General features: G+C 36.4%; 36 protein-coding genes. 2 read left to right on the plus strand and 34 right to left on the minus strand.

From position 1 onward, the window contains the following. Positions 1–764: 764 nt before the first annotated feature. From QVE09_RS06655 to QVE09_RS06665, 3 genes are all read right to left on the minus strand, one after another. Entirely contained in the window at positions 765–968 is a 204-nt protein-coding gene (locus QVE09_RS06655) for a helix-turn-helix domain-containing protein (protein WP_315936224.1), read from the minus strand. Between the two features lie 103 nt (positions 969–1,071). Then, the gene (locus QVE09_RS06660; RefSeq protein WP_150367609.1) at positions 1,072–1,473 is read right to left on the minus strand and encodes a GNAT family N-acetyltransferase; all 402 of its coding nucleotides are present in this window, start codon (positions 1,471–1,473) and stop codon (positions 1,072–1,074) included. A gap of 135 nt (positions 1,474–1,608) precedes the next feature. Continuing rightward, positions 1,609–1,830 (minus strand): helix-turn-helix domain-containing protein, encoded by a 222-nt coding sequence (locus tag QVE09_RS06665; protein ID WP_315936225.1) that lies wholly within the window; start codon positions 1,828–1,830, stop codon positions 1,609–1,611. 153 nt (positions 1,831–1,983) lie between these two features. Between QVE09_RS06665 and QVE09_RS06670 the strand changes: the two genes are divergently transcribed. Continuing rightward, positions 1,984–2,271 (plus strand): DUF6809 family protein, encoded by a 288-nt coding sequence (locus QVE09_RS06670; RefSeq protein ID WP_315936226.1) that lies wholly within the window; start codon positions 1,984–1,986, stop codon positions 2,269–2,271. Positions 2,272–2,511: 240 nt separating this feature from the next. Here the strand turns inward: QVE09_RS06670 and QVE09_RS06675 are convergent, their stop codons facing one another. The 23 genes from QVE09_RS06675 to QVE09_RS06780 form a co-directional block, all read right to left on the minus strand. Then, the gene (locus tag QVE09_RS06675) at positions 2,512–3,168 is read right to left on the minus strand and encodes a lysozyme inhibitor LprI family protein (protein ID WP_315936227.1); all 657 of its coding nucleotides are present in this window, start codon (positions 3,166–3,168) and stop codon (positions 2,512–2,514) included. A 190-nt stretch (positions 3,169–3,358) separates the two neighbouring features. Beyond that, positions 3,359–3,709: a hypothetical protein gene (locus QVE09_RS06680; protein ID WP_315936228.1), complete on the minus strand. Its 351-nt coding sequence runs from the start codon at positions 3,707–3,709 to the stop codon at positions 3,359–3,361. Further along, a complete protein-coding gene (locus QVE09_RS31530) occupies positions 3,658–4,008 on the minus strand; it encodes a DUF4304 domain-containing protein (protein ID WP_397387014.1) in 351 nt (116 codons plus the stop codon). Before QVE09_RS31530 ends, QVE09_RS06680 begins: the two co-directional genes overlap by 52 nt. 210 nt (positions 4,009–4,218) lie before the next feature. Further along, complete coding sequence (locus tag QVE09_RS06685; protein WP_315936229.1) at positions 4,219–4,761, minus strand: GrpB family protein; 543 nt, start codon at positions 4,759–4,761, stop codon at positions 4,219–4,221. Positions 4,762–4,988: 227 nt separating this feature from the next. After that, complete coding sequence (locus QVE09_RS06690; RefSeq protein ID WP_315936230.1) at positions 4,989–5,450, minus strand: NUDIX hydrolase; 462 nt, start codon at positions 5,448–5,450, stop codon at positions 4,989–4,991. A gap of 248 nt (positions 5,451–5,698) precedes the next feature. Continuing rightward, complete coding sequence (locus QVE09_RS06695) at positions 5,699–6,499, minus strand: inositol monophosphatase family protein (RefSeq protein ID WP_315936231.1); 801 nt, start codon at positions 6,497–6,499, stop codon at positions 5,699–5,701. A gap of 155 nt (positions 6,500–6,654) precedes the next feature. Then, positions 6,655–7,287, minus strand: a complete 633-nt coding sequence (locus QVE09_RS06700; RefSeq protein ID WP_315936232.1) for a hypothetical protein — start codon at positions 7,285–7,287, stop codon at positions 6,655–6,657. Positions 7,288–7,465: 178 nt separating this feature from the next. After that, on the minus strand, positions 7,466–7,930 hold the full coding sequence (locus tag QVE09_RS06705; RefSeq protein ID WP_315936233.1) for a VOC family protein: 465 nt from the start codon (positions 7,928–7,930) through the stop codon (positions 7,466–7,468). Positions 7,931–8,036: 106 nt separating this feature from the next. Further along, positions 8,037–8,804: a nucleotidyltransferase domain-containing protein gene (locus tag QVE09_RS06710; protein WP_315936234.1), complete on the minus strand. Its 768-nt coding sequence runs from the start codon at positions 8,802–8,804 to the stop codon at positions 8,037–8,039. Positions 8,805–9,039: 235 nt separating this feature from the next. Next, positions 9,040–9,549 (minus strand): DinB family protein, encoded by a 510-nt coding sequence (locus tag QVE09_RS06715; protein WP_315936235.1) that lies wholly within the window; start codon positions 9,547–9,549, stop codon positions 9,040–9,042. Between the two features lie 244 nt (positions 9,550–9,793). Continuing rightward, a complete protein-coding gene (locus tag QVE09_RS06720) occupies positions 9,794–10,420 on the minus strand; it encodes a Type 1 glutamine amidotransferase-like domain-containing protein (protein WP_315936236.1) in 627 nt (208 codons plus the stop codon). 183 nt (positions 10,421–10,603) lie between these two features. Then, positions 10,604–10,999 carry a hypothetical protein gene (locus QVE09_RS06725; protein ID WP_307413560.1) on the minus strand — a complete coding sequence of 132 codons (396 nt, stop codon included), beginning with the start codon at positions 10,997–10,999 and terminating at the stop codon, positions 10,604–10,606. A gap of 163 nt (positions 11,000–11,162) precedes the next feature. Next, a complete protein-coding gene (locus QVE09_RS06730; protein ID WP_127545951.1) occupies positions 11,163–11,627 on the minus strand; it encodes a hypothetical protein in 465 nt (154 codons plus the stop codon). 197 nt (positions 11,628–11,824) lie between these two features. Next, on the minus strand, positions 11,825–12,604 hold the full coding sequence (locus QVE09_RS06735; protein ID WP_315936237.1) for a Cof-type HAD-IIB family hydrolase: 780 nt from the start codon (positions 12,602–12,604) through the stop codon (positions 11,825–11,827). Between the two features lie 245 nt (positions 12,605–12,849). After that, the gene (locus QVE09_RS06740; RefSeq protein WP_315936238.1) at positions 12,850–13,467 is read right to left on the minus strand and encodes a Type 1 glutamine amidotransferase-like domain-containing protein; all 618 of its coding nucleotides are present in this window, start codon (positions 13,465–13,467) and stop codon (positions 12,850–12,852) included. A gap of 280 nt (positions 13,468–13,747) precedes the next feature. Continuing rightward, positions 13,748–14,302 (minus strand): hypothetical protein, encoded by a 555-nt coding sequence (locus tag QVE09_RS06745; protein WP_315936239.1) that lies wholly within the window; start codon positions 14,300–14,302, stop codon positions 13,748–13,750. A 178-nt stretch (positions 14,303–14,480) separates the two neighbouring features. Next, complete coding sequence (locus QVE09_RS06750) at positions 14,481–15,353, minus strand: GNAT family N-acetyltransferase (protein WP_315936240.1); 873 nt, start codon at positions 15,351–15,353, stop codon at positions 14,481–14,483. A gap of 293 nt (positions 15,354–15,646) precedes the next feature. Further along, entirely contained in the window at positions 15,647–16,048 is a 402-nt protein-coding gene (locus QVE09_RS06755; protein WP_315936241.1) for a DUF4279 domain-containing protein, read from the minus strand. Positions 16,049–16,279: 231 nt separating this feature from the next. Further along, positions 16,280–16,711 carry a GNAT family N-acetyltransferase gene (locus QVE09_RS06760; protein WP_315936242.1) on the minus strand — a complete coding sequence of 144 codons (432 nt, stop codon included), beginning with the start codon at positions 16,709–16,711 and terminating at the stop codon, positions 16,280–16,282. 245 nt (positions 16,712–16,956) lie between these two features. Continuing rightward, positions 16,957–17,334 (minus strand): hypothetical protein, encoded by a 378-nt coding sequence (locus QVE09_RS06765; RefSeq protein WP_315936243.1) that lies wholly within the window; start codon positions 17,332–17,334, stop codon positions 16,957–16,959. Positions 17,335–17,522: 188 nt separating this feature from the next. Continuing rightward, on the minus strand, positions 17,523–18,020 hold the full coding sequence (locus tag QVE09_RS06770) for a DUF6933 domain-containing protein (protein ID WP_315936244.1): 498 nt from the start codon (positions 18,018–18,020) through the stop codon (positions 17,523–17,525). 215 nt (positions 18,021–18,235) lie between these two features. After that, complete coding sequence (locus tag QVE09_RS06775) at positions 18,236–18,685, minus strand: hypothetical protein (protein WP_315936245.1); 450 nt, start codon at positions 18,683–18,685, stop codon at positions 18,236–18,238. 332 nt (positions 18,686–19,017) lie between these two features. Continuing rightward, complete coding sequence (locus tag QVE09_RS06780; protein WP_024629424.1) at positions 19,018–19,221, minus strand: helix-turn-helix domain-containing protein; 204 nt, start codon at positions 19,219–19,221, stop codon at positions 19,018–19,020. Between the two features lie 171 nt (positions 19,222–19,392). Between QVE09_RS06780 and QVE09_RS06785 the strand changes: the two genes are divergently transcribed. Then, a complete protein-coding gene (locus QVE09_RS06785) occupies positions 19,393–19,680 on the plus strand; it encodes a hypothetical protein (RefSeq protein ID WP_315936246.1) in 288 nt (95 codons plus the stop codon). A 212-nt stretch (positions 19,681–19,892) separates the two neighbouring features. Here the strand turns inward: QVE09_RS06785 and QVE09_RS06790 are convergent, their stop codons facing one another. The 8 genes from QVE09_RS06790 to QVE09_RS06825 form a co-directional block, all read right to left on the minus strand. Then, positions 19,893–20,936: a serine hydrolase domain-containing protein gene (locus QVE09_RS06790; protein ID WP_315936247.1), complete on the minus strand. Its 1,044-nt coding sequence runs from the start codon at positions 20,934–20,936 to the stop codon at positions 19,893–19,895. A gap of 157 nt (positions 20,937–21,093) precedes the next feature. Beyond that, on the minus strand, positions 21,094–21,651 hold the full coding sequence (locus QVE09_RS06795) for a DEAD/DEAH box helicase family protein (protein WP_315936874.1): 558 nt from the start codon (positions 21,649–21,651) through the stop codon (positions 21,094–21,096). A gap of 260 nt (positions 21,652–21,911) precedes the next feature. Continuing rightward, positions 21,912–22,316 carry a hypothetical protein gene (locus tag QVE09_RS06800; RefSeq protein ID WP_315936248.1) on the minus strand — a complete coding sequence of 135 codons (405 nt, stop codon included), beginning with the start codon at positions 22,314–22,316 and terminating at the stop codon, positions 21,912–21,914. Between the two features lie 268 nt (positions 22,317–22,584). Next, positions 22,585–23,007, minus strand: coding sequence for a GNAT family N-acetyltransferase (locus QVE09_RS06805; protein WP_315936249.1), 423 nt, complete (start codon positions 23,005–23,007; stop codon positions 22,585–22,587). Between the two features lie 608 nt (positions 23,008–23,615). After that, on the minus strand, positions 23,616–24,056 hold the full coding sequence (locus QVE09_RS06810; RefSeq protein WP_315936250.1) for a hypothetical protein: 441 nt from the start codon (positions 24,054–24,056) through the stop codon (positions 23,616–23,618). Between the two features lie 411 nt (positions 24,057–24,467). Beyond that, complete coding sequence (locus QVE09_RS06815; protein ID WP_315936251.1) at positions 24,468–25,112, minus strand: HAD hydrolase-like protein; 645 nt, start codon at positions 25,110–25,112, stop codon at positions 24,468–24,470. A 240-nt stretch (positions 25,113–25,352) separates the two neighbouring features. Continuing rightward, positions 25,353–26,072, minus strand: a complete 720-nt coding sequence (locus QVE09_RS06820; protein ID WP_315936252.1) for a ferritin-like domain-containing protein — start codon at positions 26,070–26,072, stop codon at positions 25,353–25,355. A gap of 241 nt (positions 26,073–26,313) precedes the next feature. Beyond that, positions 26,314–26,844 (minus strand): P-loop nucleotide/nucleoside kinase family protein, encoded by a 531-nt coding sequence (locus QVE09_RS06825; protein WP_315936253.1) that lies wholly within the window; start codon positions 26,842–26,844, stop codon positions 26,314–26,316. Positions 26,845–26,861: the final 17 nt, after the last annotated feature.

A 26,861-nucleotide genomic window follows, 5' to 3' on the forward strand; every position in this document is an offset into this window, starting at 1 on the left:
GAGAGAACGTATATCCCGATGTGTGAATGGGGAGTTATATGATTTCACTACCTTCATTGAGTAGACTAATCATTTTCCTGTTGGTTTTTAAGATTATCAATTTGTCTTTATACGGGGACAAGAAACTACAGATCTCTTTTCGATTTGTACTATTAAATTTATGATTCCAGATAAGCATTTCAATTAGTCCTCTTAATGTTTGCTTGTATATAGATCTTTCGGAGCCTATTCTTTGTTTAACAAATCTCATGATAATTCTAAAATGTCGAATTAACACATTAGTATCTAGGTAATAAATTACATCTGCTCTTGAAAAGCTATCAGAAAGCCATTTATAATATACTCCCTCCACAATCCAACTATCATTATCAATTATTTTATGTAGTAATTTATCTCTCATGTCTGGAGGGTTCTTTCCTGAAAATTCCACTCTACTGCTCCACATGACTGTATCCAGTTCGTAATATTTTATATTTAACTTCTCTGATAAAACTTGACCAAGATATGTTTTTCCACTACCGGTTGAACCTATAATATGAATTTTTAAAGGTCTAGACTTAATTAGCTTCTCCTCTTTAATTTATAGCAGTGATTTCTAATCACCTTCCTGTTTTTATGCAGTTCAACAAACTCGGAGGCGTCTACCATAATATCAACTTCGGAATCCATCCAGCAGACCAAGGCTCCTTTAGGAGCGGCTGCTTGAATAAAATGTTATACGACAGAATCTCATCTTTGAGTAACCAGCAGATGTTATCATCCCATCATTGATCTGCTATATGCTCCAATAGATCTCCAGGCTGACATCCCAATGCCGTACATAATTTATCAATTACCTCTAAAGATACATACTCATTCGTATTAAGTTTTGCCATTGTTGCCGATGAAATCCCCGTCATTTTTAATAAATCCTGCTTCTTCATCTCCCTGTCAATCAATAATTTTTGAAATGGTTTATAACTTATCATCTGGTATCCCTTCATATCCGAATTGGAGTTTTATATAGCGACCTTCTCAAAAACAACTCCATCTATAATCAATTCTCATCTGATCGGAATCTTTACTTCAATGCTATACCATATCTGAAATAAACATGGCTTTAGTTCCTTCTTCTGGCTTAAATCCAAATAATCCATAGAATTTTTCTGCACTATCATAAGATATAAGCACTTTTGTTTTGATATTAGAATATCGACTAAGCATTTGTTCCATCATTCTTTTTCCAATTCCTAATGATTGATATTCTTTGTGTACTAACATGTAATGAAAATATACTGTCATCACGCCGTCAGACAATGCATTTATTAAGCCAACTAATTTAGTATCGTCCCATGCAGTAATAACCGTATGCGAGTTGTTTATTGCTTGTCTAAGATCTTCCGGGAAATCTCCTGATTTCCAGTCCACGGAGTGAAACAGTTCCTGAATTGCTTGTGTATCAATGTCTTTTATTTCTTTGAAAATAATTGTCATAATATTGCTCCTATGCTTGTTGTTTTGATTAAGAGTATCGGATAATGTTTCTGTAATGATTAACCCCAAAGGGGGTTATCCGCTGAGAATCTTCTCGAAATCCATCCACAGACCAAGGCTCCGGACCTTCACTATTTATTTTTCTCCTGGTACGTATTCAATCAAATCAGATAATTTACAATTAAATGTATCGCATAGCTTGAATAAGGTTTCCAGCTTTGTTGTTTCTATATTTGTTTCCCTATAAAGCTTATTGATCGAATTCCGGCTTAAGCCCGATTTTGCCATCAATTCTGTTATATCATCTATTCGATGTTCTGCCATGAGTTCTCGTATATTACACCTGATTATGTTCATCTTTTCCCCTCCATAATTCTATCTTATCTTTCATATTAGCAATCATCAACAGAAAGCAAAGTTTTAACTCTACAAAGTCAAATATTCACCTTGTAATTAACCTCAAGGGGTTATATAATAACTTTATAGAGTTAATCAAAGGAGGAACAACATATGGTTAATACAGTAGAATCATTAACAGAACTACTGATAAGAATACGTTTAGATTTGCTCTATACTAAGCTTCTGGAGTGTCATAAGGAGTACACTCAGCTTTCTGCTGAGACAGATCAATATTTTAAAACACTTCGTGATGCTTTGCCCGATCAACTTCAACATACAGTTTTTCTTTACGAAGACGCACAAATCTCACTTCAATCCATCCTAGAAAGAAGTATCTACATACAAGGTTTCAAAGATGCCCTACAACTATTTAGTGAATTGCAGAATTCTAGTATTTAGAGGGTTATATGACCCTCTTTTTCTATTGTTTTTGATTCTGTCGTATAACGTCCTGCACGTTCACGAAAAAACCCAGCCTTAGATAGCTCTTATCTTAGGCTGAGTCATGTTTTCTGAATGTTCTTCCATTATTATACATCTTACAACCAAGGCGTGGTATCCCCGCAGCTTGAATACTTTGTTATGTGCCGTTACTGACTTCGAAGCATTACCTAAATACCTTTGATCCAGATTCCAATTCTATTTTGTACTTTGGTATAAAAACTCAACTTCACCATCTAGCAAATATCGATATTCAAATAATTGCATTGTTCTTTCCCTAATTCTCTCACGTATAACCGTTGTTAGGCTTACTGATCCTTTTGATCCAAGGTAACCATTATTAATAAATGTCTTCTCTACAAATTTTGTTTCCCTTAAGTGATGCTGTAACCATTCTTTCTGCGATTCAATTAGTGCTTCTCTTGATTCTCTATCCAACTTAGAAAGAAGCATTTTATATATTTGATTCAACTCATTATCCCAAATCTCTGTATATTTGCTTTCAAATGCCCCCCATTCCAATGTTGTAATAATCTCTTTGGAATTTTGAAATTCATTAAATTCCACTTCATAATCATGATCTATACGATTTCGAAGCATTTCATCATAAAATTCTCCTTTTAAATCAAGGTTCCCAATGCTCATGGGTAATATTTTTTTATTGTTAGCAGTATCTGATAGACCTTCCGTTATTTCTTTTGATTCTGTTCCATCACCTGTACTCACAACATCAGGAGGCAGTTCAGAATTCATTATTGAATTAGTTTCGCTGTTTAAAGTAGTCGGTAGACTACTATCTTGACAAGATGAAAACATTATCGTAATAAAAAATAATAAGAGCATCTTACTTTTCATAAATTATCTCCTTTAATGGCGCATAACGTTACTGTATCCACGACGTCTCACCAACTTAAGCGACCAATGGGAGCGGCCACGATGCGGTTAATCGGTAGGGATGTGTCCGCTGAATACATTTCCTTGCCATTCCCCTTCGGCGGACCGAGGAGCCGTTAGGCTCAGCACGGATATGATGTTAGATGATGTCTCACAAACTCCCTCGACCTATGGCCTCAAAGTCCTTAATGAGTCCTGTTGCTTTCCCAATATTATTTAGTCCCCATTGAGCATATTCTTTCGCATCCCTATTATTACCTTGGAATTTATGTGTTCTTGCAATTAACAAAACCAGCCTTAAATCAAGTGGAGCTCCAAAATCTTCAATCTTCTTAGATCTAGCTATTATCTCGGCCAATGAAATTGATGTAATCATCCTAGGATCATTAAATTGAGAAAAATAACTCATTCCTTGATCCAAAAATAACTGTGTCATTTCATCTATAGTAACTATTGCATCCTCGTCTGTTTCTCCGTATTGAAACCATCTTTCACGCTCCACTGTAAAAAATCTCTTAAACCAATTTGCTTTTTTATCAAGACGTTTTCTGAATTCACAATCATAGGTCGTGATTTCATTTGAAGACTTAAATTCCCAATAGAATTCGGGAGAAAATCTAGATGTACCCCCATCTCCATAACACAAGATCCACCGGATTTATCTGCCTGAATCACCAGAGTGTAAATAAAGTGATTATCAGTTGTCTTAACAAAATGATGATCGGTTCCCATAAACCCAACCTCATGTAGTTTTGGAGCAAAATACACCCTAATTAGCTTTCTAAAATCTTTAGTATTCACGTTTTCATATCCTTTGTGAGATTTTCGATAACGTTGTTTTATTCACAAACCCGAGAGCTTAATGAGCACCAGCGACTGGGTCGAAGACCTAGCATCGTAGGAGTTGTCTGTCTGATACGAGTTCCGCGAAATATCTCTAACAGACCAAGGGGCATTAGCCTCTGCAGCGTGGTTAATTTGCTATCGGATGTTTTAGTCCCATTGAGCAACCTACAAGTTCTTTCCATATTCTTTAAGTACTTTATTTACAAATTCGGTCTTCCCATCCGTATAAGACTGACGATTTTCTCTATATTTAATAGCAAGTTCTTTCTTTAGATTGGCATATTCGACTACAAATTCGGGACTGCTAATTAATGCATCTCTGAAGGATATATGTCTTAATAACTCTTTGCTCTCTTTATTACAAACATATAAATGATGTTCAGGTTTCTGTATTTTTACTATACTATAAGGCACATTTGCATCCTTTCTTGCAAAAGCTTCTCTGTTCTCAACACCCAAATTCCCTTCATGATAGTAACCTAAACTTTCTAATCCTTGAATTACATCTGGAAGCAAGTCCATAGAATCAATTACTACATCAATATCTAAAATAGGTTTTGCCGCTAGTCCAGGTACTGCGGTACTACCAACGTGCTCAATTCTAAGTACTAGATCCCCGAGTCTTTGTTCTATGATGGATTTCAGATCAGAAAACATTTCAGGCCATTCATTGTTGTAATCTTCAATAATTATTGTTTTTTCACTCATCCTTGAGATGCCCCCAAAAAATAAAGTATTTATGAATATTTCCGATAACATTCCTGTATCTACGAACCCGAGAGCCTTAAGTTACCGAAGGGAACGGATCGCCAGACTTAGGCTCGCAGGGTTGTCCGGCTGTTCACTTCCCTGATCATAACTTTGGCCGGCCCTAAGGTTTTAACACGCAGAGTGAATACGTTGTTATACTCTCCCTCTTCTTCAAATCCCTCAAGCTATCGTTTACTTAAGTGTTTAACATATCTTCCATCTGTTCCGTCTTGAAGCAACTCTAGTAACCCATCTGGTACCAGTTTTACTGTCAAATTCCTCTTAAAATAATTTAGTGGTTTCCATACTGCTTTATAGGGTTTACTTCCTTCTATTCCATCTATTTCTTTCAAATCATAAAGTGATCTATTCATAAGTTCAGCCTCATAAATAAAATCAATTTCATGTCCAATTTGATCTTGGTAGTTGAATATATTCTCGATTACACCAATCAAGATAGGTTCTGAAATATCTGCATCAATTTCTTCTTTGACTTCATGAATTACGGTGATTTTACTACTTTCTCCATATTCAACGGTTCCCCCTATAGGTCGATAATAAGTTATGCCTACATCCTCATCAAAAAACTCTTCTAACAGTAGTTCTTCCCCTCTTCGGATAACACAAAGTGAAACTGTTCTAATCATTAATATGTCCTCCCTGCTTCTATGCAATTAGCCCACATAAATATAATTAGAGAATGTCGAATGACCTTCCTGTACCCACGATGTCCCACCGACTTAAGGACCCGAAAGGGTCTCCAGCCGCGATGCGGTTAGTCAGGACGGATGTGTCCGCTTAATTCTCTTCCCTGCCGTTCGCTTCTCGCGGACCGAGGAGCTGTCAGGCTCCGAAACGTGGATATAGTGTTAGATGAAGACAGTTGCTTCTAGCGTTAACTCAATCCTTCTCTTACAATTTGCAATAATTCTTCTTTGTGGTCTGGGTGACATGCAATTAAATAAGGTTCTTCTTTCATTCCATTAAACTTATTTCCTTCAAAATCTATAACAAGCCCCCCTGCTTCCTTAACCATTAAGATACCTGAATACAAGTCATCACCTTCAGAATTGTACAGAACAATTCCATCAATATCTCCTTTGGCCAACATACACCATTGAAGCGTTGGAGCCCACAATCTTAACATTCGTTTAAATCTAATATCAATGTATTGTCTTAGTTTTACTGCTTGTGGGTCGTTTTGTACTCTGTGACCTTGAATCCAACCTATGTTTCCTTTGAAAATATTCGGGTTACTCTTAATTTGTATTTGTCGATTATTGCAGCTTGTCCCTTCACCAATAACAGATACAAATAACCGTTCTGTTAGAGGTTCATAGACCACTCCAAGCACAGGCTCTCTTTTGTACATTAAGGTAATTGATATCGCAAAAACAGGTAAACCAATCGCAAAATTATTAGTTCCATCTAAAGGATCAATTAACCATAACCAATCGTGCTTAGTTCCGATAAGCCCTGCCTCTTCACTGTGTATCTGATGATTTGGAAATGCGTCTTGTATTTGTTTGATAATGATTTCTTCACAGATATGATCTACTTCAGTAACCACATCCCCAAATTCATCTTTAGATCTCAGTTCAACAAAGTTATCAAACTTCTCTTTAGAGATTAGACCTGCTTCGCGAATAATTCTTATTGCTATCTCTTTTGCGGTTTGAATAATCTTACGATCCATTACGCACCTCATATTGATTTTGATTTTAACTGATTTCACATAACGTTTGTGTTTACGACGACCGGCGAATGCCTGATACGTCTGGCTAAATACATTCTTCTGCTTATAGCTTCTATCCGACCAAGGAGCACTAGCGACGATGCTTGAACATCTGGTTAGGCGATGTCGTTGCCCTCCATGATTACCCTTACATACTCATCCCAATCCTTAGCGTCTGTATTGATTTCTAGTGTTGGCACTCTTGAGATTTGAGCTTGATGTCTTAATACATTTTGGATTTTTAATAATTCACTTACCGACGATCTTACTTCTTCTTCTGTTTTATAGATCCATTCTTCTGGTTGTCTACTTTTAATTCTTTCTTCTACGACTTCGGGCGAGATTGTAAGCAAAATACACCTAGCGTTTAAAGACTCAAGCTGTTCTTCTATTTTATTTATCTCATCCAAATCCGAATCTACAAATGCAGCTCTATGATTTAAATGAAACCTTTCCAGAACATAAAATAGTCCCCTAGATCCTCTAGATGCAGGACCAAGTTGAATTGCCCAATCGTTAAGTTTCTTGAGCATTTCAACTCGCTCTTTAAGTAACTCAATGTGTCCTTCTCGGGTTAGACTTACATATTCTCCATGTTTATTATTCAAAATCTGAGAATAATGTTCTCCAAGAATAACTACGCTCCGTTCTGAGGATTCTTCTTGTGACTGATAACGTTTAATTGCTTTTAATACTGAAGTCTTCCCGGCATTTGAGTATCCTTCAAGAATTATTCCTCTAATATGCATTTAAATCTCCTTCCACTAGCAATTATTTCGCCTGACGTTTCTATATTCCTACGTTCAACATAATTGAATGCGTTTTCTGAAGCGCTTTCATTTGGTAGACTAAGACTCCGCAGGAGCCGCAGCGTAAATATTATGTTATCTGATGCTGATACTTCTTTTAAATACCCCAATACATTCTTTAGTTTTTATCTTTCAAAAGATCTTCCCATTCTTCGATTGATATTTTATTTGATATATTCTTTAAGTTTTCAGGGACACTTACAAAACACATTAATTCTAAACTATTTCCATCTGGATCATTGAAGTAGACTGAAGCATTTCCCTGATTAGGACTAACAAATGGATCTATTGAATCTCTTTTTCCAAATGGGACAGGCTCTATTTCAATAGTTTGAAGCCATTTCACACTGTCTCTAAGATCTTCATAACTAACTCGAAATGCTATATGCCTTAATGATGGATGATAAGAAGTTTTATGCTCTTTGCCCTGCCATAGACCGACCCAACTCTTTTCTTTTTCAATCCAGAAGAACGCTGTATCTTCATCTCTCCAGGCCAGCTCTAATCCTAATTTAGAATAAAATTCGATAGATTGATGTAAGTTACTTACTGGTAAATGTGCTTCATACAACCCAAGTATCATATTTTCTCCTTTCAATCTTGCCAGTTTCAGATAACGTTTTGTATTGGCGATGTCCCAACGGGCTTAGGGCTGGATGTGGTCACTCGCTTCTCAAGGTGATTACGATCTAGCCAAATGAATTTCTGGAAGCAGCCATTTTATTTAAGGCGTTCTCAAAACAGCTATATACTTCATCTGCGATTTCCAGAAACTTTTCAACAGATACATCGCTATCCAAGTAACAAGCATATAGATACTCAACTAAAGCGGCGTTAATCTCACAATAGTTTAATATGGCATTTTTCATCTTAATGATTTCATCTTCCCATACCCCTGTATCTTCTAAAACCAAAGAATATAATGCACGAATTAATCTCTTAGAGTAACCTTTAATATATCTAGTTTTCATTGAGTGATCACTAACATTAGAAAGTGATCGATGTACACGATCTACTTCCTCCTTGGTATCTGTATTTAAGTCTAAAATGAATTCTGGAGAAATGATGATCGGGGGTACTTTTTCACCAATGTCCTCCCCATGTATGCAAACACAAATAATCTTAATCCAAAAACCCCAATCATTCGGTCTACTTAATACATCATCAATCGAGCAAATGATCGTATCCATCTTAGTGACGAATGGATATTCTTCCAAAAGCCTGTCTTTGATATTTGACAATCTTTCGTAATCAATATCTTGGGGATTTGCACATACAATAGTAAAGTCTGCATCTGACTTAAAAGGTTGAGCCGTTCCTTTGGGAATCGAGCCACACATATAAATGCTATGAATCTTATCTTTGAATTCGTTAAGAATATGATCCACATACTTATCAACCAAATCCTTATATTCACTTTGTATGGTAATTTTATTTATAACTTTTTCTAATATCATATAGACTCCTCCTAAAATAAGAACTTCTTTCGGCTAACATTGTTGTATTCACGAACCCGAGAGACTTACAGGAGCGACTGGGTCGAAGATTAGCCTCGCAGGGTTGTAAGCTGAATCCACTTCTTCGCATCTCACATCTTGCGAACCAAGGGCGGAACGGTCCGCAACGTAGATATGCTGCTATAGGATGTCAGAGCCCTCATTGAAGCCACTTTCACATTTAGGCACCTTTATACTAGTCATAATTCCATACAAGTTGTCCCTTTCTAATCTTTGCTACATATACTATTTGTCCGGTGTGATAATGCATTTCTCTAATCATTGCTATCATTAGATTAAGAACCGTTGTCTCATTGTTTACCTGGCTATATGTGAGAGGTGGACGATTGATAAACGGTTGTGATAACAACAATTCAGGGTTTGATTGGAGGTGTTCGAGATAGAGAATGATTATATCAAATGCTTCTTTTGTCATGTTGTAAACTTGCTCTTTAGAATATTTAAGTCCACGTTCAAATTCCTTTTCTCTGTCCCTAGTGTCTGGAGTATCATAAAAAATTGTTTCTATTCTCGAATGAACACAGCCTCGAATATGAGCGACTAGGTTTGTGATACTATTACTTTCAGAGTTAGGCGCCCATGTTATATCTTCATCTGACAATTGTTCTATCGATTGGAGAGTCCATTTCCTCTCAGAGTTAAACTTAATCAACATACTTTCGATTACTTCATTTGCAATTTCCATGTGCAAACCTCCAACGAGTTGTTTAGACAACCATTACTTATGGTTACTCAACCTCTATGTATTATTTGATAATTGTTTTGCTCTGATTTCCTATAACGTTGTTGTATTCACGAGAGGCTTACAAGAGCGACTGGGTCGAAAACTTAGCCTCGCAGGAGTTGTCTGCTCGAAACCCACTGGCAGACCAAGGGGCGTAGCCCCAGCGTGAATGCGGTGCTAGTATGATTTCAGGGGCTTCTTCGATTCAATGTGCTTGGTTCATTAAGATTGAGATATATTCTTCATCTTTAAGCCTTGTCACCTTACAGTTCTCATTGCATTCAAATTCTACTATTCTCTCTTCAATTGTTTTATTAGTACGATCTTTAAATATGTCCTCTCGATCATAGTGAGGAAAAATAAGCTTGTCGGTTACACCTAATGCCTTAAAATCCGTTAAATTCATGGTGTTCATCTGTGGAGTAAAGAAATCAACAATGTTAATATTCGGCCCCAGTAATAACGTTCCTGCACTTACTCCAACGATAATTACATTTTGTGCGGCCAGTGTTCTGATAATTTCATCAGCACCACTTTTCTTAGCGTAATACAGTAATGTAAATGGATTTCCACCATTGATATATATAACATCTTTATGTAAGAGAATTTGCGGGTCATCAAATTCAATATCTACAAAATTGATATGCTGAAATCCCATGTCCTTAAACTCTTGCATTGCTCTTTGTGCATATCTATTCGTTTCTTTTCTAGGGGATGCTGTTGTAATAATTGAGACCTTTAATTGAGCAATATCTCCATCAATAAAATCCAGAAATTGATTTTTAATATCATCAGTATAAAAACCACAAGAGGTTAATAACAAGCTACTCATTGAACTCCTTAAATAATAGTTTATCTAATTTTTATAATTTAATTAAGCATTCCCCTGATTTCTGCTAACGTTCCTGTATCTTCGATCCTAGCGAATGCTAGGATGTTCGGCTTTTGCCGTAAAAAGAGCACATGCCCGTTACGCGAATATTATGAAGATATACTGTCTTCCTGATCGCTTCCACTACTTACTCTTATCTATAAAATCCCTATATCTATCATGTAGTTGTATTCCATTTTTTATAGATTCCCCTGTTTGTTTGTCTATCACATCAAGATCAAAACCTAAATTACTATAACCATCCAGCATTTCTAATATTGAATACATTACTTCTTCTATTAATTCTGCTTGGATATGATTGAACTTTTCCTCGTTAATTACTTCCCCAATGCTTTCATATTCTTTTTTAAATTCAGTCCACGGCATTTTTGAGTTCTTATGTAAGCACGAAGAAGATAATTCACTATAAGTCTGTTTAATATTTTCGAGTTGTTGGAAAAAAGCATTAAATTTATTATCATTGAAGTCTACTATAATGACTCGCATCCTTTCTAATCTTATGCTTTTCAGTATTTTCATTTAACCTTCCTGTATCCACGTCGTCCCACCGACTTAAGCGGCCGCAATGCTAGGCTGTGCGGATGTGTCCGCCTGATTAAGCTCCTCTGCTTATATCCTTCGGACGAACCGAGGAGCCGCCAGGCTCCGATGCGCGGATATAATGTTAGAAGATGTTACCAGATTACTCCGAAATTACCCACGGAACGATCCCTTCGAATTCAATTTGTAATATTGGCTCTGGAAATCCATCACGCACTAAATTTATCTCATTCGTAAATCCAAATCTGAAGTTATCGATTTTATATAAATCTTTGTCTAATGAAGTTATTGTTCCTGATTCATCATTTTCGTTCCATACATCAGGTCCACTAATCAATCTACCAACTATATGAAAGAACCCACCATATAAATGGGTTCCATCTTCATTCTCACAGTATTCAGATACTTCTCCTTCTTTTCTTGGATCTATTCCTAAACTATCAAAAAAGGTTACAACATCCTTCGGTAGGAATGGAATTGCCTCAACAAAGTTCTTACAATTTAAACAATCGCACCCCTCAGTAATTAAATGATAAGATTTATATAACTCTTTGGTTTTATTAAAATCATATTCAATTATCCATTTGTGTATTCGAATCCTTTTCATGGGTTCACATCACTTTGCTCTGGTAATTTCATCTAACGTTGTTGTATTCCTGACTTTCAAGCAGCTTACCGTAGGGAACGGGTCAGTAGACTTTGCTGATTGAACGCGTCGCCTTAATCAACTTTCTCCGATATCCCTCTTGGGGACCGAGGATTAAGTGCGACGATCTATGAATGCACTGTTAAAGTAACCTTGAGTTACCCACAAAATCTTTCTAGACTTACAGCAACACCGTTTTCATCATTATTAACGGTTATTTCATCAGCGATTTCTTTCAATTCCCTAATCGCATTTCCCATAGCAATAGAATATCCCGCCATCTTAAAGAGGCCTACATCATTATGATCGTCACCAAACACAATGACGGAATCCAATTCTACATTATATAATTCACAGAGTTTAGTAATTGCCATTTCCTTAGATGCCAGAAGAGGCATGATTTGTACTAGTTTATTATTATCCGTAATTAGTATATTCACTCTACCCTGGAATTTTTCAATCAATCCAGAACTGTAATTATTGCCAGAAAGGAGTATCTTCGTAGCATCATATTGCTTTAATTCTTTTAAAGGTTTTACTACGGGATTTGATTGTGTGTTCATTGATCTAATATAATCTAGCTCTCTTAAACTAAACCTCTCATCCTTCACTTCCATAGTCAGCTCAATTTGAGGGTCATACTTCAAACAGTAATCAAGAATTTCTGTAGTTACATTAGCAGGGATCGATTCATTAATTTCTATCTTTGTTTCCTTACATATCACTTGAGCTCCGTTATAATATACAAAAGCCCCGATATCTACTAATCCTTGTGGAAGCAACCAATTAACCGCCCTCGGCGGTCGAGCTGTTGCAAATATTATTCTCATTCCTCTCTGATAACAAGATAAGACCGCATCTACGTTTCTCTTAGATACTTCTTTTTTTGAATTTAATAATGTTCCGTCCAAGTCAAGAACTACAGTTGAATACTTCAATGAATCAACTCCCAATATAAACTTCTTCGTTATTTTATCTACCGTTGTTGTATTCACGAACCCGAGAGACTTAATGGAGCGACTGGGTCGAAGACTTAGCCTCACAGGAATTGTCTACTGGATACTACTTCCTCGAAACCCCACTGACAGACCAAGGGGCGTAGCCCAGCAGCTTGAATAAAGTGTTAGTAAATTTCAGGAGCTTTTCCGAGCAACTTTCAATGAATTTATCACTTTCAATGTGCTTAATTTATTAAGATTGAGATATATTCTTCATCTTTAAGCCTTGTCACCTTACAGTTCTCATTGGGTTCAAATTCTACTATTCTCTCTTCAATTGTTTTATTAGTACGATCTTTAAATATGTCCTCTCTATCACAGTGAGGAAAAATAAGCTTGTCGGTTACACCTAATGCCTTAAAATCCGTTAAATTTATTGTGTTCATCTGCGGAGTAAAGAAATCGACAATGTTAATATTCGGCCCCAGTAATAACGTTCCTGCACTTACTCCAAATATAATTACATTCTGTGCGGCCAGTGTTCTGATAATTTCATCAGCACCACTTTTCTTAGCGCAATACAATAGTGTAAATGGCTTTCCACCATTAATATATATAACATCTCTATGTAAGAGAATTTGCGGGTCATCAAATTCTATATCTACAAAATTGATATGCTGAAATCCCATATCCTTAAACTCTTGCATTGCTCTTTGTGCATATCTATTAGTTTCTTTTCTAGGGGATGCTGTTGTAATAATTGAGACTTTTAATTGAGAAATATCTCCATCAATAAATTCCAAAAATTGATTTTTAATATCTTCAGTATAAAAACCACAAGAGGTTAGTAACAAGCTACTCATTGAAATCCCCGTCCTTTAATAATAGTATATCTAATCTTTATAATTTAATTAAGGAATCCCTTGGCTTCTGCGTCCCTGTATTCAGGACTCGGCGTATGCTGAGTGTCCGGCAAATGCCGGACGAAGGACGACTGTCTGCAGTGTAAATATTATGTTAGGTGATGTCGGGCGCTTATTTGAGTTCTCATTTAAAATCGCCCTTAGATCCCCATCCTAATGCCTTTTCATAGCACTTTCTTGAAGTAAATCCAATTCATAAATATTTTGGTTTTATATTCAGTCATTTGAGCTTTAGAGTAAGTTTTCCTTTATAGGTATCAAAGCTAACTGTCCCGCTCGTCCATTCTGGAGCAGAGTAATCAAAAATATCTTCTTGGGAAAGATATAAGTCGTGTGGTTCTTCTATCACAACTTCCTTAGTCGTTAAGTCCGTTAAGAATAACCCCCAAAACTTCGTTTGGTAGACACGATACTGTGTAATGCCTTGATCCAGCAGATTAGCTCTATGTTCAACTATAACTTCACTATAATGTCCAGGGCCAGGGATATGCAGATGTTCGTATCGGTATGGATCAAATACTGGAGCAAGTGAATACTTAATCAAAAGAAGAGAAGAAAAAACAACCAAAACAACAAACAGAATTAGCTTTTTTCCTTTACTTTTATAGCCTAACCAAAGAAATAAAATGATGTGTAGTACGATAGGAATTACAAAGTTACTTTTTTTGAATATAGTAATATCATAATTGATGATAAATGAAAATAACCAAATTATATCTATAATCACGATTATCAAGATAAATTTCTTTCGAAGTTTCAGGAGGGAATTGTTCATGTTTATATATATTCCTTTCGCTTCAGTGCTTTAATGGAGCCTTTTCTGATTTGTTACAAAGTAACCTGGAGGAAATGGGTCGGCATCATACAAAGCTAACTAAATTGATATCGCCGCTGTATCTTTACTTAATATGATGCTCTCACTTCACCTTGTTAGAAATCCTATCCACATCGTTCTAATATTCAAATTCTAGTTGAAGTGAATCACAAATTGGCATATAGCCTATCTTTCGATAAATACTATTTGATGTGGGATTTTCTAAGTCTGTATATAAAACGCACTTAGTAAATCCTTTATCCAATGCAAGTTGGCTAATGTGTGCCACGATCGAAGTCGCGTAGCCCTTTCCGCGCTCATAGGGAGGCGTATAGACAAACGCCACGCCGATAGCCGTTTGCATCTCCCTCGTAAATCCGGCCATGGAAACAGGCATTCCTTTGTCATCCTCTAAAATATAGAGTTTTTTCGAGGCGATCCGGTAGAGATAGGGCTCTGCCTCTTGCGGTATGAACATTTCTGTTTTACCATAACTTGATGCTGAAAAAAAAGCTTCAGCCCAGTAGGGAAAGAAGTGAAGATCCTTTTTATCCAGCAGCCGAACGGTACCGATCCTTGGAATGTCCGGGTTTACTGCTGTAAGTTCATATATACATTGGCGCATGGTTGTATGAATAGTTATACCCTTGCGCAAAACATATTTTTCGGCAAAATACTCCGCCAATTTTTTTTCAGTCGTCACACCCGGAATTTCACGGTCATTCAGCCCGTCTATCAAACAGCGTACAGCCTCCGGGTTAAGGATGTTGTCCGTTGCATAAAGTGTAATATTGTGTGGCGGTGTCATTATTGCAGTAAGTTGTATGCCCGTAGCATCCGAAATAGTTACCATGAGCCAATTTACAGGGTCACGCCAATCTGTTTTGTCTTTTCCTTGATGTCCAATTATGATATTGCCCAGAGGAATCATATTTTGTGCCTCATGACGCATCAGCACTTCGTAGGTATCTCTGTAAAACTCATGCACATCCATATACAATTTAAATTGCATCAAAATTTCTCCTTTCATCTATTCAACATTTTTCTAGATTCTTCTTAACAATCGTTATTTATTACGGTTTGCTGACTGAAAAATTAGTGATTTCATTCGTAAGAATGATCAACCATACTGCCTGTTAGTTAAATTAACTGATAACAATTTGCTTTTATTTTTCGTTTTGAACTGATTTTCTAACGTTCCTGTATTCACGACTCAGCGTAAGCTGAGTGTCAGGAGTATGCCCGTAGCGAGAATATTATGTTAGGTGATGTTCTGCTATTCTTTGAGTCTTCTCTCATCAGGTCTCAGCTAAAAATGTATAAGTCAAAATCAATCTCTGCCCCTAAATCATAAATGAACTTTATAGTGTCCTTGTTTAGATACATGGCAGGCTTTACATTGTTCTCAATATTAATCACGACCTCGAACTTACATTCAAGATTGTTCTGTTCAATTAACTTTACGACTTGATCTTTTTGATCCTGAATCAAAGCTTTAACCTTATCGATTTGATCATTGATATCAAAAGATTCTTCATAGTCTGTGGCTATTTCCCAACACGTTTCCTTATGAACTAGGTCTCTTCGTATAGGATCGCCTTTAAGCCATGCTCTTGTAGGAGTAATTAATAATGTGTTTGTAATAATATTGGGGTCAAATTGATCTCCAAATATGCTGAATTCGACTTTTACATTTGTTCTTTCCATCTTGTAATTCTCCTCAATCTATATGTTCCGCAAGATTTCACCTAACGTTCCTATATTCATGAACCCCAACGGGGACGTCTGCAGGATTGCCTCTCTGAATTCTTTCCCGCAGACCCAGGATCCGAAGGAGCCGTAGCTTAAATATTATGTTATCCGATGGTAACGACCTTGACTTACTTTCACATTCTTTATAACCTTTAGGTTTTATACATCTTTATTGCTCTATTTTATTTATATTTTCTTTTGTAGTATTTGCTCTTCTTTCTTTATATAATTTGATTTTTCATATGTTTTCATCGCTGTTTCATTCTTTTTACCTGTCAGCACTTTCACCGATCTAACGCCTTTTAATATAAGTTCTTTCTCAACAAAGTCTAATACCTTTGTAGCAATTCCCTTCCTTCTAGCGTCACCCATAATATACAATTCGGTTACTTCTGCATACGGTTCTGAATAACAGATTGATTTAAAATACTGAGCACATGAGAATCCAACTGGTAGATCATTGATTAAGGCTATTACAACAATCTCATTTGAATCAGATAAGCTTGCAATAATTTCTTCTTCAGAAATTCCCACTCCGTTAAATTCAACGTTAAGTTTAGCGAGATATTTTGCATCTTTTGCTTCTGCTCTTCGAATTTGGATAGTTGTTTCAATCAAAGATTTCACTCCAATGATAGAATTTTGTTTTTAATAGTTCTTTGTTAAGTTTGCATAACGTTCCTGTATTCACGAACCTCACTGGCTTAAGGGGCAAATGCCCCGAGTCAGAGGGCCTTAGCTAGTGCAGGATTATCAGGCTGTCCCCACTTCCCCAAAATGCCCCTTCTGGACCGAGAGCCGGATGGAACGATGCGTGAATATGTTGTTATACACAGCACCCTCTTCTACGAACAAGCTATTCGCTATCTGTTTTTTAGCTTATCCAATAATTCTACCTCCTCTTCCTCTGAAAGTTGTTCTTCCGCTCTTGTTTTTGTTTCAGCTATCTTTCGTACTTTTAATCCTCTTTTTATGAGCCATTCTTCACCAGGTTTCATGGTAGTTGCTGGATGTGGATATACATCCTCACTTATAATTTCCTCATCAATTATGTAAATGTATCCACATAACTTACCATTATGAAATCTTGCGCCATTCTCATCAAAAGAAACAATAGATGGTTTCTGCGAAAAGATTCTTGCTAACTCTCGATCTTGAGTTATTGTGCTTCCGACTAGTAATTCATTTAGAAATAATGGCGAGCCATGGAACCAAGGCTTACTGTAGTCCCATTCTTTCATAATTATCACCTTCAATTAACTTATATGTTTCTTCTTTGTATTGTTCTTTAGTTTCTTCTTGATTTTAGGGTATTGCGTATAACGTTCCAGTATTCACGACTCTTCGTATGTCGAGTGTCCGGCGAATGCTGGACCAAGGGCGTATGCCCTCAGCGTGAATATTATGTTAGACGGAGTAGACTGTAGGCTCAAATGCTAAGAGCCTCCCTCATAAATTGGTTTGGGAATTTCTTTAGCTTTACTAAAGGAGTGTTATTGTTTATTTTATTTAATTCGATGATATTCATTTCTTGTATTGGTAAATAATCTTCAATCATGAATTCAGTCATTTTAACCATATCTGTCATTGATCCAAGGACGCTTCTATCATACGTTTTGATGAACTTAATACTGTTCGCATTACTAATGTAGTTGTTAATTAAGGATTCAGAGATTCCTTCCGCTTTTAAATTCTCTATAAGTACATTGAGAAATATCTCTTTAAAGTTCTTATAATGCTCCTTCCTTATTCCAAACAAAATAAAGCAATACCTTGTCTTATTATTCATAATAATTAAGTTATTCTTTTTAGCCATTCGAAATACATTGGCATGCCATTTGTAGAGTTCATCCTCTAATTCATTGTTCTGTTCTTCGATAAAAGAGCTAGAATCAAATAGCTTCTTAGTACATGAGATTGTTATCATATATATATCCTTTCACAGTCTATTTCGTCTAACGTTCTTGTATTCACGAACCCGAGAACCTTAAACGACTATAGGGATTGGGTCGAAGACTTAGGCTTGCTTGCAGGGTTGTCTGACTGCATCTGCTTTCTGCTAAATCTCCAGTCAGACCAAGGGGCGAATACCACATTGCGTGAATATGTTGTTATACGATGATTTGGGCTACCACGATTACACTACAAAATTTTCTTGAATCCTAATTCCTTACATATGACAAATGACTTTCCTAATATTGCTACTTTTAATTCTTCATGATCTGATTCGAGTTGTATTATGTTTGGATTAAGATGATTACTTTCTAGCACTTCCTTGTATGTTTTAATAATTGTCTCTGGTCCTTTGGCCAGCAGTCCCTGTTGTTGGTTTAGGAGCCATTCAAGTGATCCATTCATAAAATGTTGAAATTCAATCCATTTGTCTGTCACTTTTTGATGTTCAATTAATAGTTCTCCAATGACTTTAAAAACTTCATTTGATACCCCTTTGAAATATAATTCATTCGTTGGTTCAAGATATTCGAGTAATAATGGATGATTAGTCTCGAGTTCTATATCTTCAATAAAATCTAAAGTAATTTTATAATCTCTAACTTGTTTAAATTCAACTTCCCATTTTTGAATGATCAAATCGGTAAAATATAAAAAAACATGGAACTCAACAATTAAGTCTTCACCCGTCTCTTTTGTGATGACTGGACGAAGATAAACGTCATCTTCAAATATCGCATTTTGAAACTCCTTTTGAAATATCTGATAAATGGTTCTTCACCAACTTTCCCAAATTGTCGTATAACATTCCTGTATTCAAGACGTCCGACGAAGTCGGATGTGTCTGCTGAAACGCTTCCACAAAATTCACCCAGCAGACCAAGGCTCCAAAGGAGCCGCAGCGTGAATATTATGTTATAAGACGGAATCACATCTTCGAGTTAACCAACATCCTCTTATATTCTATTCTTTCATTGGTCTGTTAGATGTTCCAAAAGATCTCCAGGTTGGCATTCCAATGCCGTACATAATTTATCAATGACTTCTAAAGATACATACTCATTCGTATTGAGTTTTGCCATCGTTGCCGATGAAATCCCCGTCATTTTCAATAAATCCTGCTTCTTAATCTCCCTGTCAATCAATAATTTTTGAAATGGTTTATAACTTATCATCTGGTACTCATTCCTATCTAAATTGAATTTTTCTTTAATTATATAAAAATATATTTCCCTAATCAAAAATATCTTTGATATGTCTTGACTATAATCTTCGTTATGATAAAATAATATTCAATAAGTTGAATTTTTATTCGTAAAATAAAATATAACGGACGGTGATCATTTATGCACAATTCTTTAGAAGTCTTACTTGATTCGTTGATTCGTAATCGAATTGAAGCCTTATATAGTGATTTTCTCAAGAATAACACCATTTATAATCAATTCTCATCTGATCGAAATCTTTACTTCAAACAGTTACATGAACTTCTACCTCAGAATATGCATAAAACTCTATTTCTTTACGATGATGCAGACCTCTCAGTTCAAACAATTCTAGAACGTGAAATCTACTTGCAAGGTTTTAAGGATGCTCTTCAATTACATAATGAATTAAATATAACTTCTAATTGAGAGCCAAACGGCTCTCTTTGCATTTGATTCTGTCGTATAACGTCTTTGTATTCACGAACCCTTACTGGCTCAAGGGCGTCAGCCCGGGTCGTCAGACTTAGTCAGTGCAGGGTTGTCCGGCTGATCCTACTTTCCTGAAATCCCCCTGCCGGACCAAGGGCGTATGACGGATGCGTGAAAATATTATTTGAGATACCCACACGTTCTTAAATTTACTGAAATATTAAATTAGCGATGTTTTTAGTAACATCGTCTACATCTGTGGTCGAGAGATTATTCAAAACAATAATACATACTTGTTCATCCAGATACCTGGTTATTCTATTTTTAAAGCCTACAATTCCACCTCCGTGGTAAACACTCTTACTAGCTTTATTATTAAATAGTTCTTCTTTAACAAACCAACCGTACCCATAACCAAATCCATAATCAGTAAACAGACGCTGCATTCCTTTATTTGAAACTAATTGGTTTAAAGATAGTGCAATTTCCCATTTGTACAAATCTTCTGTGGTCGATAAGAGATCTCCCCCACCTGATGCAATGGACATATCAATAAAATCAGAATTAACAATATCATTTTTATGATCGAACTCATACCCGGACGCTCTTTGTAATATAATCTCCTTATATTTATCCGATCCTGAACAATTCATAGATAAAGGGCGGAATATATTCTCTTTCAAAAACTCTTCATAGGACTGCCCTGTTACCATTTCAATTAAGTAAGCCAACAGTAAATAACCAGAATTCGAATATTTAAATTGAGTGCCAGGCTGAAAATCTAACGGGAGTTTCATTATTAACTCTGTACTTATAAGTAACGGAGTATATTCCTTCATTATTTTTTTGAAATCTTGGAGTTGAGTAATATTAGGGATTCCTGATGTATGAGTTAAAAGATGATGGATAGTTATACTTTCGCTGTAGGGACAATGAGGAAAGAACTTGGCTAGTCTATCACTCTCGCTAAGTAAACCTCTCTCAAAAAGAATCATAATGGCCATTGAAGTAAATTGTTTGGTTATCGAACCAATACGAAATCTAGTTTCGGTTGTACACTTAATTTGATGTTCTCTATTTGCTATCCCAACTCCAGCATTAAATAATATTCTGTTGTTCTTGGAAACCAGAACAGCACCGCTAAATTCTTCTCTCTGGTATTTATTCTCTAAATAATCATTTATCTCGATTGTTAATTCATTCACCAAATCACCACTTTCGGGAATAATAACGTTTCTTAAGGAAACGATCATCGAGCTTTCACCTAACGTTTTGTGTTCAAGAACTTGCGTAGCAAGTTGTCATATGAATCACTACTCTACCAATCCCCATCATTGTGACCAAGGCGTAGCCGATGCTTGAATATATTGTCATATAGATGTTGGCGCCTTCTTGACTTACTCACACGTACTATAAATTAAATCCATCTTTAATTAATCTTGCAACTTCATCTGCACTTAAATTTGTATTATTGATTCTCAGATAGTTCTCTCTAGTAATTTCTCCCTCTTTTGAATTGAGTCTATGTTTTTCCATCGTTTTGATTAAGTCCATTTCAGAATGTTCAATATTTCTTTTTGTTGGTTTTTGATCAAGTCTAAACGCCGTTGTATTTCGTTTTAATCTTTCTTCTATATTTGACTCTAATTCAACAAAATAAATTTCTGCTCCTTTCGATTCAAACATGTTACATGTTTGCTTGACGAATTCCCAGTCCTCCTGAAGATCAAACCCCCAAACGTAAGTGAAAATAAGTCCATACTGGTTGCTGCTTGCGAAAGATTCAAAAAGCTCTCTTCTTACGATACTTGATAACCTCCAAGTTTCAGTACCAAAACCAAAAAAGGGATGAAACAGCTCGATCGACATGTGATTGTGAAACAATTTCAATTCCGTTATTTTCGTTAATTCATGACCAACCGTCATCTTCCCGACAGCCTGTGGGCCAAATATCAGTATGAACTTAATAGTAATCACCCCTGTTCTTAATATCTTGTGCCAATTTCTTATAACGTTCTGTATTCACGAGCCCGAGAACCTTAAGGTAGCTTCAGCTGCCGACCGCGATGCGGTTAGGTCCGCAGTGTTGTTCGCCTGAACCCCACTTCTCTGAACTCCTTCGGGTGAACAGAGGACCGTCAGGTCCGATGCGTGGATATGATGTATATGCTGTACCGACTTCCTCAATCCACATCTACATTCTCATTTCATTGCACTCTACAAAACTGTTATTTTTCTTTATAGTCATTTGCTGCTTCTTTAATTTCTTCATTTTTAGAATTAATCCCCAATTCAATTCCCCAATCTAGCAATTTTGGAATTGCCTCTGAAAGTAGCTCTAACAATCTACGATACTCCCATTCATCGTCAAGACAAATTGCTGTTTTAGCTACATTAGGAAGATGTTCTATTAGCCAATCGGAAGGAATTGTTTTAACCTTTTTCCTCGCTATTTCAATTGGGTGGGTATTTTGTGGCTGGCAAGCCCATTCAATAAGGATCGTGAGTATTTTTATTCCAAGCCCCGTAGGGATACATTCAATATCTTCTAGTCTAGTTGATATATTGGGAGATATTTGATTAATTTCATAATCTATTTTCAGTTCTTGCCATGATGCCATACCATTATTCATCATCCTTCCCTCCTAATACATTCATCCTCAATTGGAACCTAAATCTCCGGGATTGCATATAACGTTCTCGCATTTACTAACCCTAAACAGCTAATGCGCGAATGCGCCGGGTCGCTTCGCCATTTAGCCTTGCAGGGTTCGCCTGATTTCATTCATTTCCCAGCTGCATCCGGCGAACCAAGGGACGAATGTCCCGCTTCGAAAATGTAATGTTATAAGATGTCCAGGGCCTCTTTGAGTTATCTAAACCTTGGTTTTAATATCTTTATTAATTTCTTAGAAAGTCAGGCGTTCGCCCCATAAATTTGCCGTTGTCCTTTGCAAATTCATAACCTTCATACAACCCATGTGCATCCCTTGTTCCAAGAATACCAAATAGATTCCTATATTCTTCTGCTGTTGTAATGCTTTCAATTAATTTCTTGCCGATCCCCTTACCTCTGTATTCCTCATCAATGAAAACATCGCATAACCAGTAAACGGTCGTGTAATCTGTAACCAATCTAGCTATCCCTATCTGTTTTTCACCCTTATAAACACCAATACATTCTGAGTTTTCAAATGATTTTCTAATTTTCTCTTTTGATCTTCTATTCGCCCAGTAGCTTCTTGACAAGAAGCTACTGATGGTTTCGATATCCAATAATTTTTTGTCATCCGTGATAAGATATTCATCAAATTCTATATGCATGTCCAATTCCCTCTTTCATATGTAATATGGTTTTCCAGGTCTTCCGTCGATTTCTTATAACATTGCGCATTTCTGACGTCCAAACGGCTTAAGGACCGGAGGCCCGGGTGGCTTTGCCACTTAGCCGGTTGGATGTGTCGCCTGATTCCACTTCTCCGAAATCCCTCTTGAAGACCGAGGAGCATCAGCGACGAAGCAAAAATGCATTGTTATACGCTGCCCCTTCTTCTTCGATTCCACATCCTTATATGTCTTGTGTGTTTTATGTATTTAATATGTCTTTACGTGTTTTATCTCTTGGTTCTATCTTTTGCTCCTATCAAATCCGTTTCCGCATAGGAAAGATCCCCTCATTTACTCTCGTACGCCTTCAGCAGTATCAACTTTGGTTTGTGTAGTAACTTCATCCAATGAACGCTAGCCTTATAAGAGGCTCGTGTTCCTCGGACCGGAGATTTGCCGATGGCTTCATTCAGATTCCTGCTCACGTTGGACACCCCTGCCTTAAGCTATGGCTGACTTCTAACCTCAACATTCGGGACTTAATCCTTGATATAGAATACATGCTGAACGCACAATCAAAATTTAAGAGGATTGTTGTCCTCCCTTTAATTCGCAATAGACAAATATGTATTAATGACATGCACAATACCAAAAAGTACTGTTGGTATAATAGCCAGATAATTTTGAAGCCAAATCTCAGCTAATATAAAATATATTACCGGGAGAACGGCCATCCCCAAAAAAATAATCGAGTTTGCGTTGCCTGTAAAATACAATATCCATAGCCCATAATAAAAAATCAACATTATTGCCATACCAATTATATACGGCCATCGCATTTCAGATACTTGTTTTCTTACAACAAATATCAGAAGAAAGAAAAATATCGCCTGACTTCCGTGCTCCAAAACATCTAAGATCAAATGGCTATTTGCATTGTTTCCTGATATATCTGACGCAGGAATTAAAAAATAAAATATATTTGGTATCATTGGCAATAAAAGGATGATCAGACCCTTCCATGAAAAACCAAAATGATAATTCATTTGATCCTCTCTCTCTCATAATAGAAATATTCTTTAGTTTGCACTTTATTATGAATCCGCTTCTCTGGTATTCCTCCTGATGACAAGGAGCATAACTAACGATGTGGAAATTTATTGTTATATGGTACACCTTCTAATATTCCGCTCATCCTGGTTTTCAACTGCTACGTTGTAAATTTATTCTTTCACCAATATTTATTATTGTTATTAATTGGTTGCATGGTTTAACATTCTTAAGGGGTTGCGTATAACGTTCTGTATTCACGAACTTGCGCAGCAAGTCGTAACATGAATCAACTCCCCTGCCAAAAACATCATTTTGAACAAAGGGTAACCGCAGCTTAAATATGATGTATAGGATTTCAGCGTCTTCTTCGATATAATTACAAAAGCATTCTATTTTCCCTGATGTTAAAATATATTTTTTAATTCAAGTAAGTCGTCAATAATAAAATCCGCTTGTGCCAGCTCCCCTTCTTGGGCAAAATCAAATCGACAACCAATAGCCTTCAACCCATTGTTTTTTGCGGCATTGAAATCAGAAATCCTGTCCCCAACTACAGTTGCATTGCTGATGTGATGTTTTTTAAGAATATGACCGACTAAGTCATCCTTATTTTGAGTTCCTATTTGTTGGATGCTATAAGTTTCTGCCACCCACTTATCTAATTTGTAGCAGTTAACGATGGCATTGAGGTATTCGTTTAATCCATTACTTGCAATAAAAATGAAATAGCCTTCATCTTTCAAGTAATTAAAAATTTCTTTGACATGCGGATATAGGGCGCCATTGCCATTATTAATATTTGCAATTAACTTCTCAAGGAAGATCTCATCCACAATTCGTCTGATTTCATTTGAATGGTTCGGCAATAACGTTTCCCAAACTACTGGTAGAGGAACACCCATTATTTCACGATATTTTTGAGTTGGAGTCTCACTCGACCATTCATTACGAGACCTCAAGACAGAAAACGTTTCTTCTAACGACAACTCTAAGATTTTGTTTGTTTGAAATAGTGTACCATCCATATCGAAAATAACCGCTTCCAGCATGATTTCACTCCTATTCAAAAATAAAATAATGAATTGTTATACTGTTTTTACGCTGATCACCTATAAAGTTCTGTATTCACGACGTCCCACCGAATTAAGACTCCGTCAAAAGACGGCCGCGATGCGGTTAGTCGGTGCGGATGTGTCCGCCAGATTCCACTTCCCTGCCAATTCCCTTCGGGCTGACCGAGGGAGCGTCAGGACCCAAAGCTTGGATATAATGTTATCTGACGTAAACCTCTACTGTGAATTAGCTATAATCTTCTTTGTTAAGTTAAACTCATGACGGCATTCATAGTAATAACTTTTGAGTTTATATCCCCCAGCTTTAAATACACTCTTATGTTGATACCACACTATAATTAGCGTTCCTTCAAAAAGGATTCTACGAAGGATATAAACTATTCTGTTAAAGAAAACGCTTCTATTTTGAGCAAATTTATGAAGTGTTTCAGATTGAAACTGAACATGTTTCTCCTCATCACTTAAAATTTGATTACATATATCTATTAATACTTCTGACTTTGTAGATTTTTGCAAGGCTTTATAGTACAACTTAGCAATGATCTCAGCAGTTAATAGAACAATGACTGATTGTTCTAGACTCGCATATAGACGTAATCTTCTAAATACATTGTCCACCCAATGTCTACGAAGGAGTGGGATTCCCTGTACCTTCATAAATCTGCCTAGATCTCTAGCGTGTCTCTGTTCTTCTTTAATGAATTCTATAAGTGCTTCATAGTAATCCTGATCTTGTGTCTGATGTACATATTCTTGCGCACGTTTAATTAGATGTTTACCTTCAGAGTTTTCTCCTAATTGAAACTGTTGAATTGACTTAATGATTATTTTTCTTTCATTAGTTGTTAATTTATAGTTGTCATCCCAATGAATATATTTGAGATTTTGATTATTTCTCCGATAATATTGAACCCATTTCGAGAAAGTGATCTTCATTATTTGCTCCTAAATGTAATAGGTTTATGTCAGATAACGTTCCTGCATTCACGAACCCGAGAGCCTTAAGTGGAGCGAAGCGCAACGGGTCGTCAGACTTAGGCTCGCAGGGTTGTCAGCAGGATCTACTTCTCTGCCAATACCTCTGCTGACCAAGGGACGGATGTCCCAATGCGTTAATGTTTTGTTATCCGATGGACTTGCCACCTTGAATTTACTTTCATTATCTATACTTTTATTTTCATTCATTTATATATTCAAGAGCTTTTGGAAAGTAATCTGCGATTGGTTTCGATGAATCTACTACTATATACTTCTCTTCTTCTGGTTTTTTACTGTTTTTTATAGTCCTATAAAATCCTTCTTCTGATGATGGTGCTTCGATTTGACTCAGAAGTCTTTCTCGATTTTTTAATCGATTTCGTATTATTTCAATGTCTTCTATATAACATTCCACATACTTATATCTCTTTTTGTGTTTTCTCGCTAATTCAAGTCCGGTTTCTAATAAATTTTTGTACAAACAAGGACTATCCATAATGACACTGTGTCCATTCGATAAATGAAAATCCACCAACGACCAATCTACATCATAGGATAGTTGTCCTATTGCTTTACCTTCCATCGTGTTTCCTTGTGATGATAACGATTTTAAAATTGCTGTTTTGGAAATGTCATGATCGACAATGACAGCTCCAGTTGCTTGGCTAATCTGTCTTGCTAATGTTGATTTTCCTGATCCTAGGAATCCTGACATCTGTAAAAAGAACATACTTACACCTCTATCCT

The sequence above is a fragment of the Paenibacillus sp. ClWae2A genome (genome assembly GCF_032452295.1).
GTDB lineage: Bacteria > Bacillota > Bacilli > Paenibacillales > Paenibacillaceae > Paenibacillus.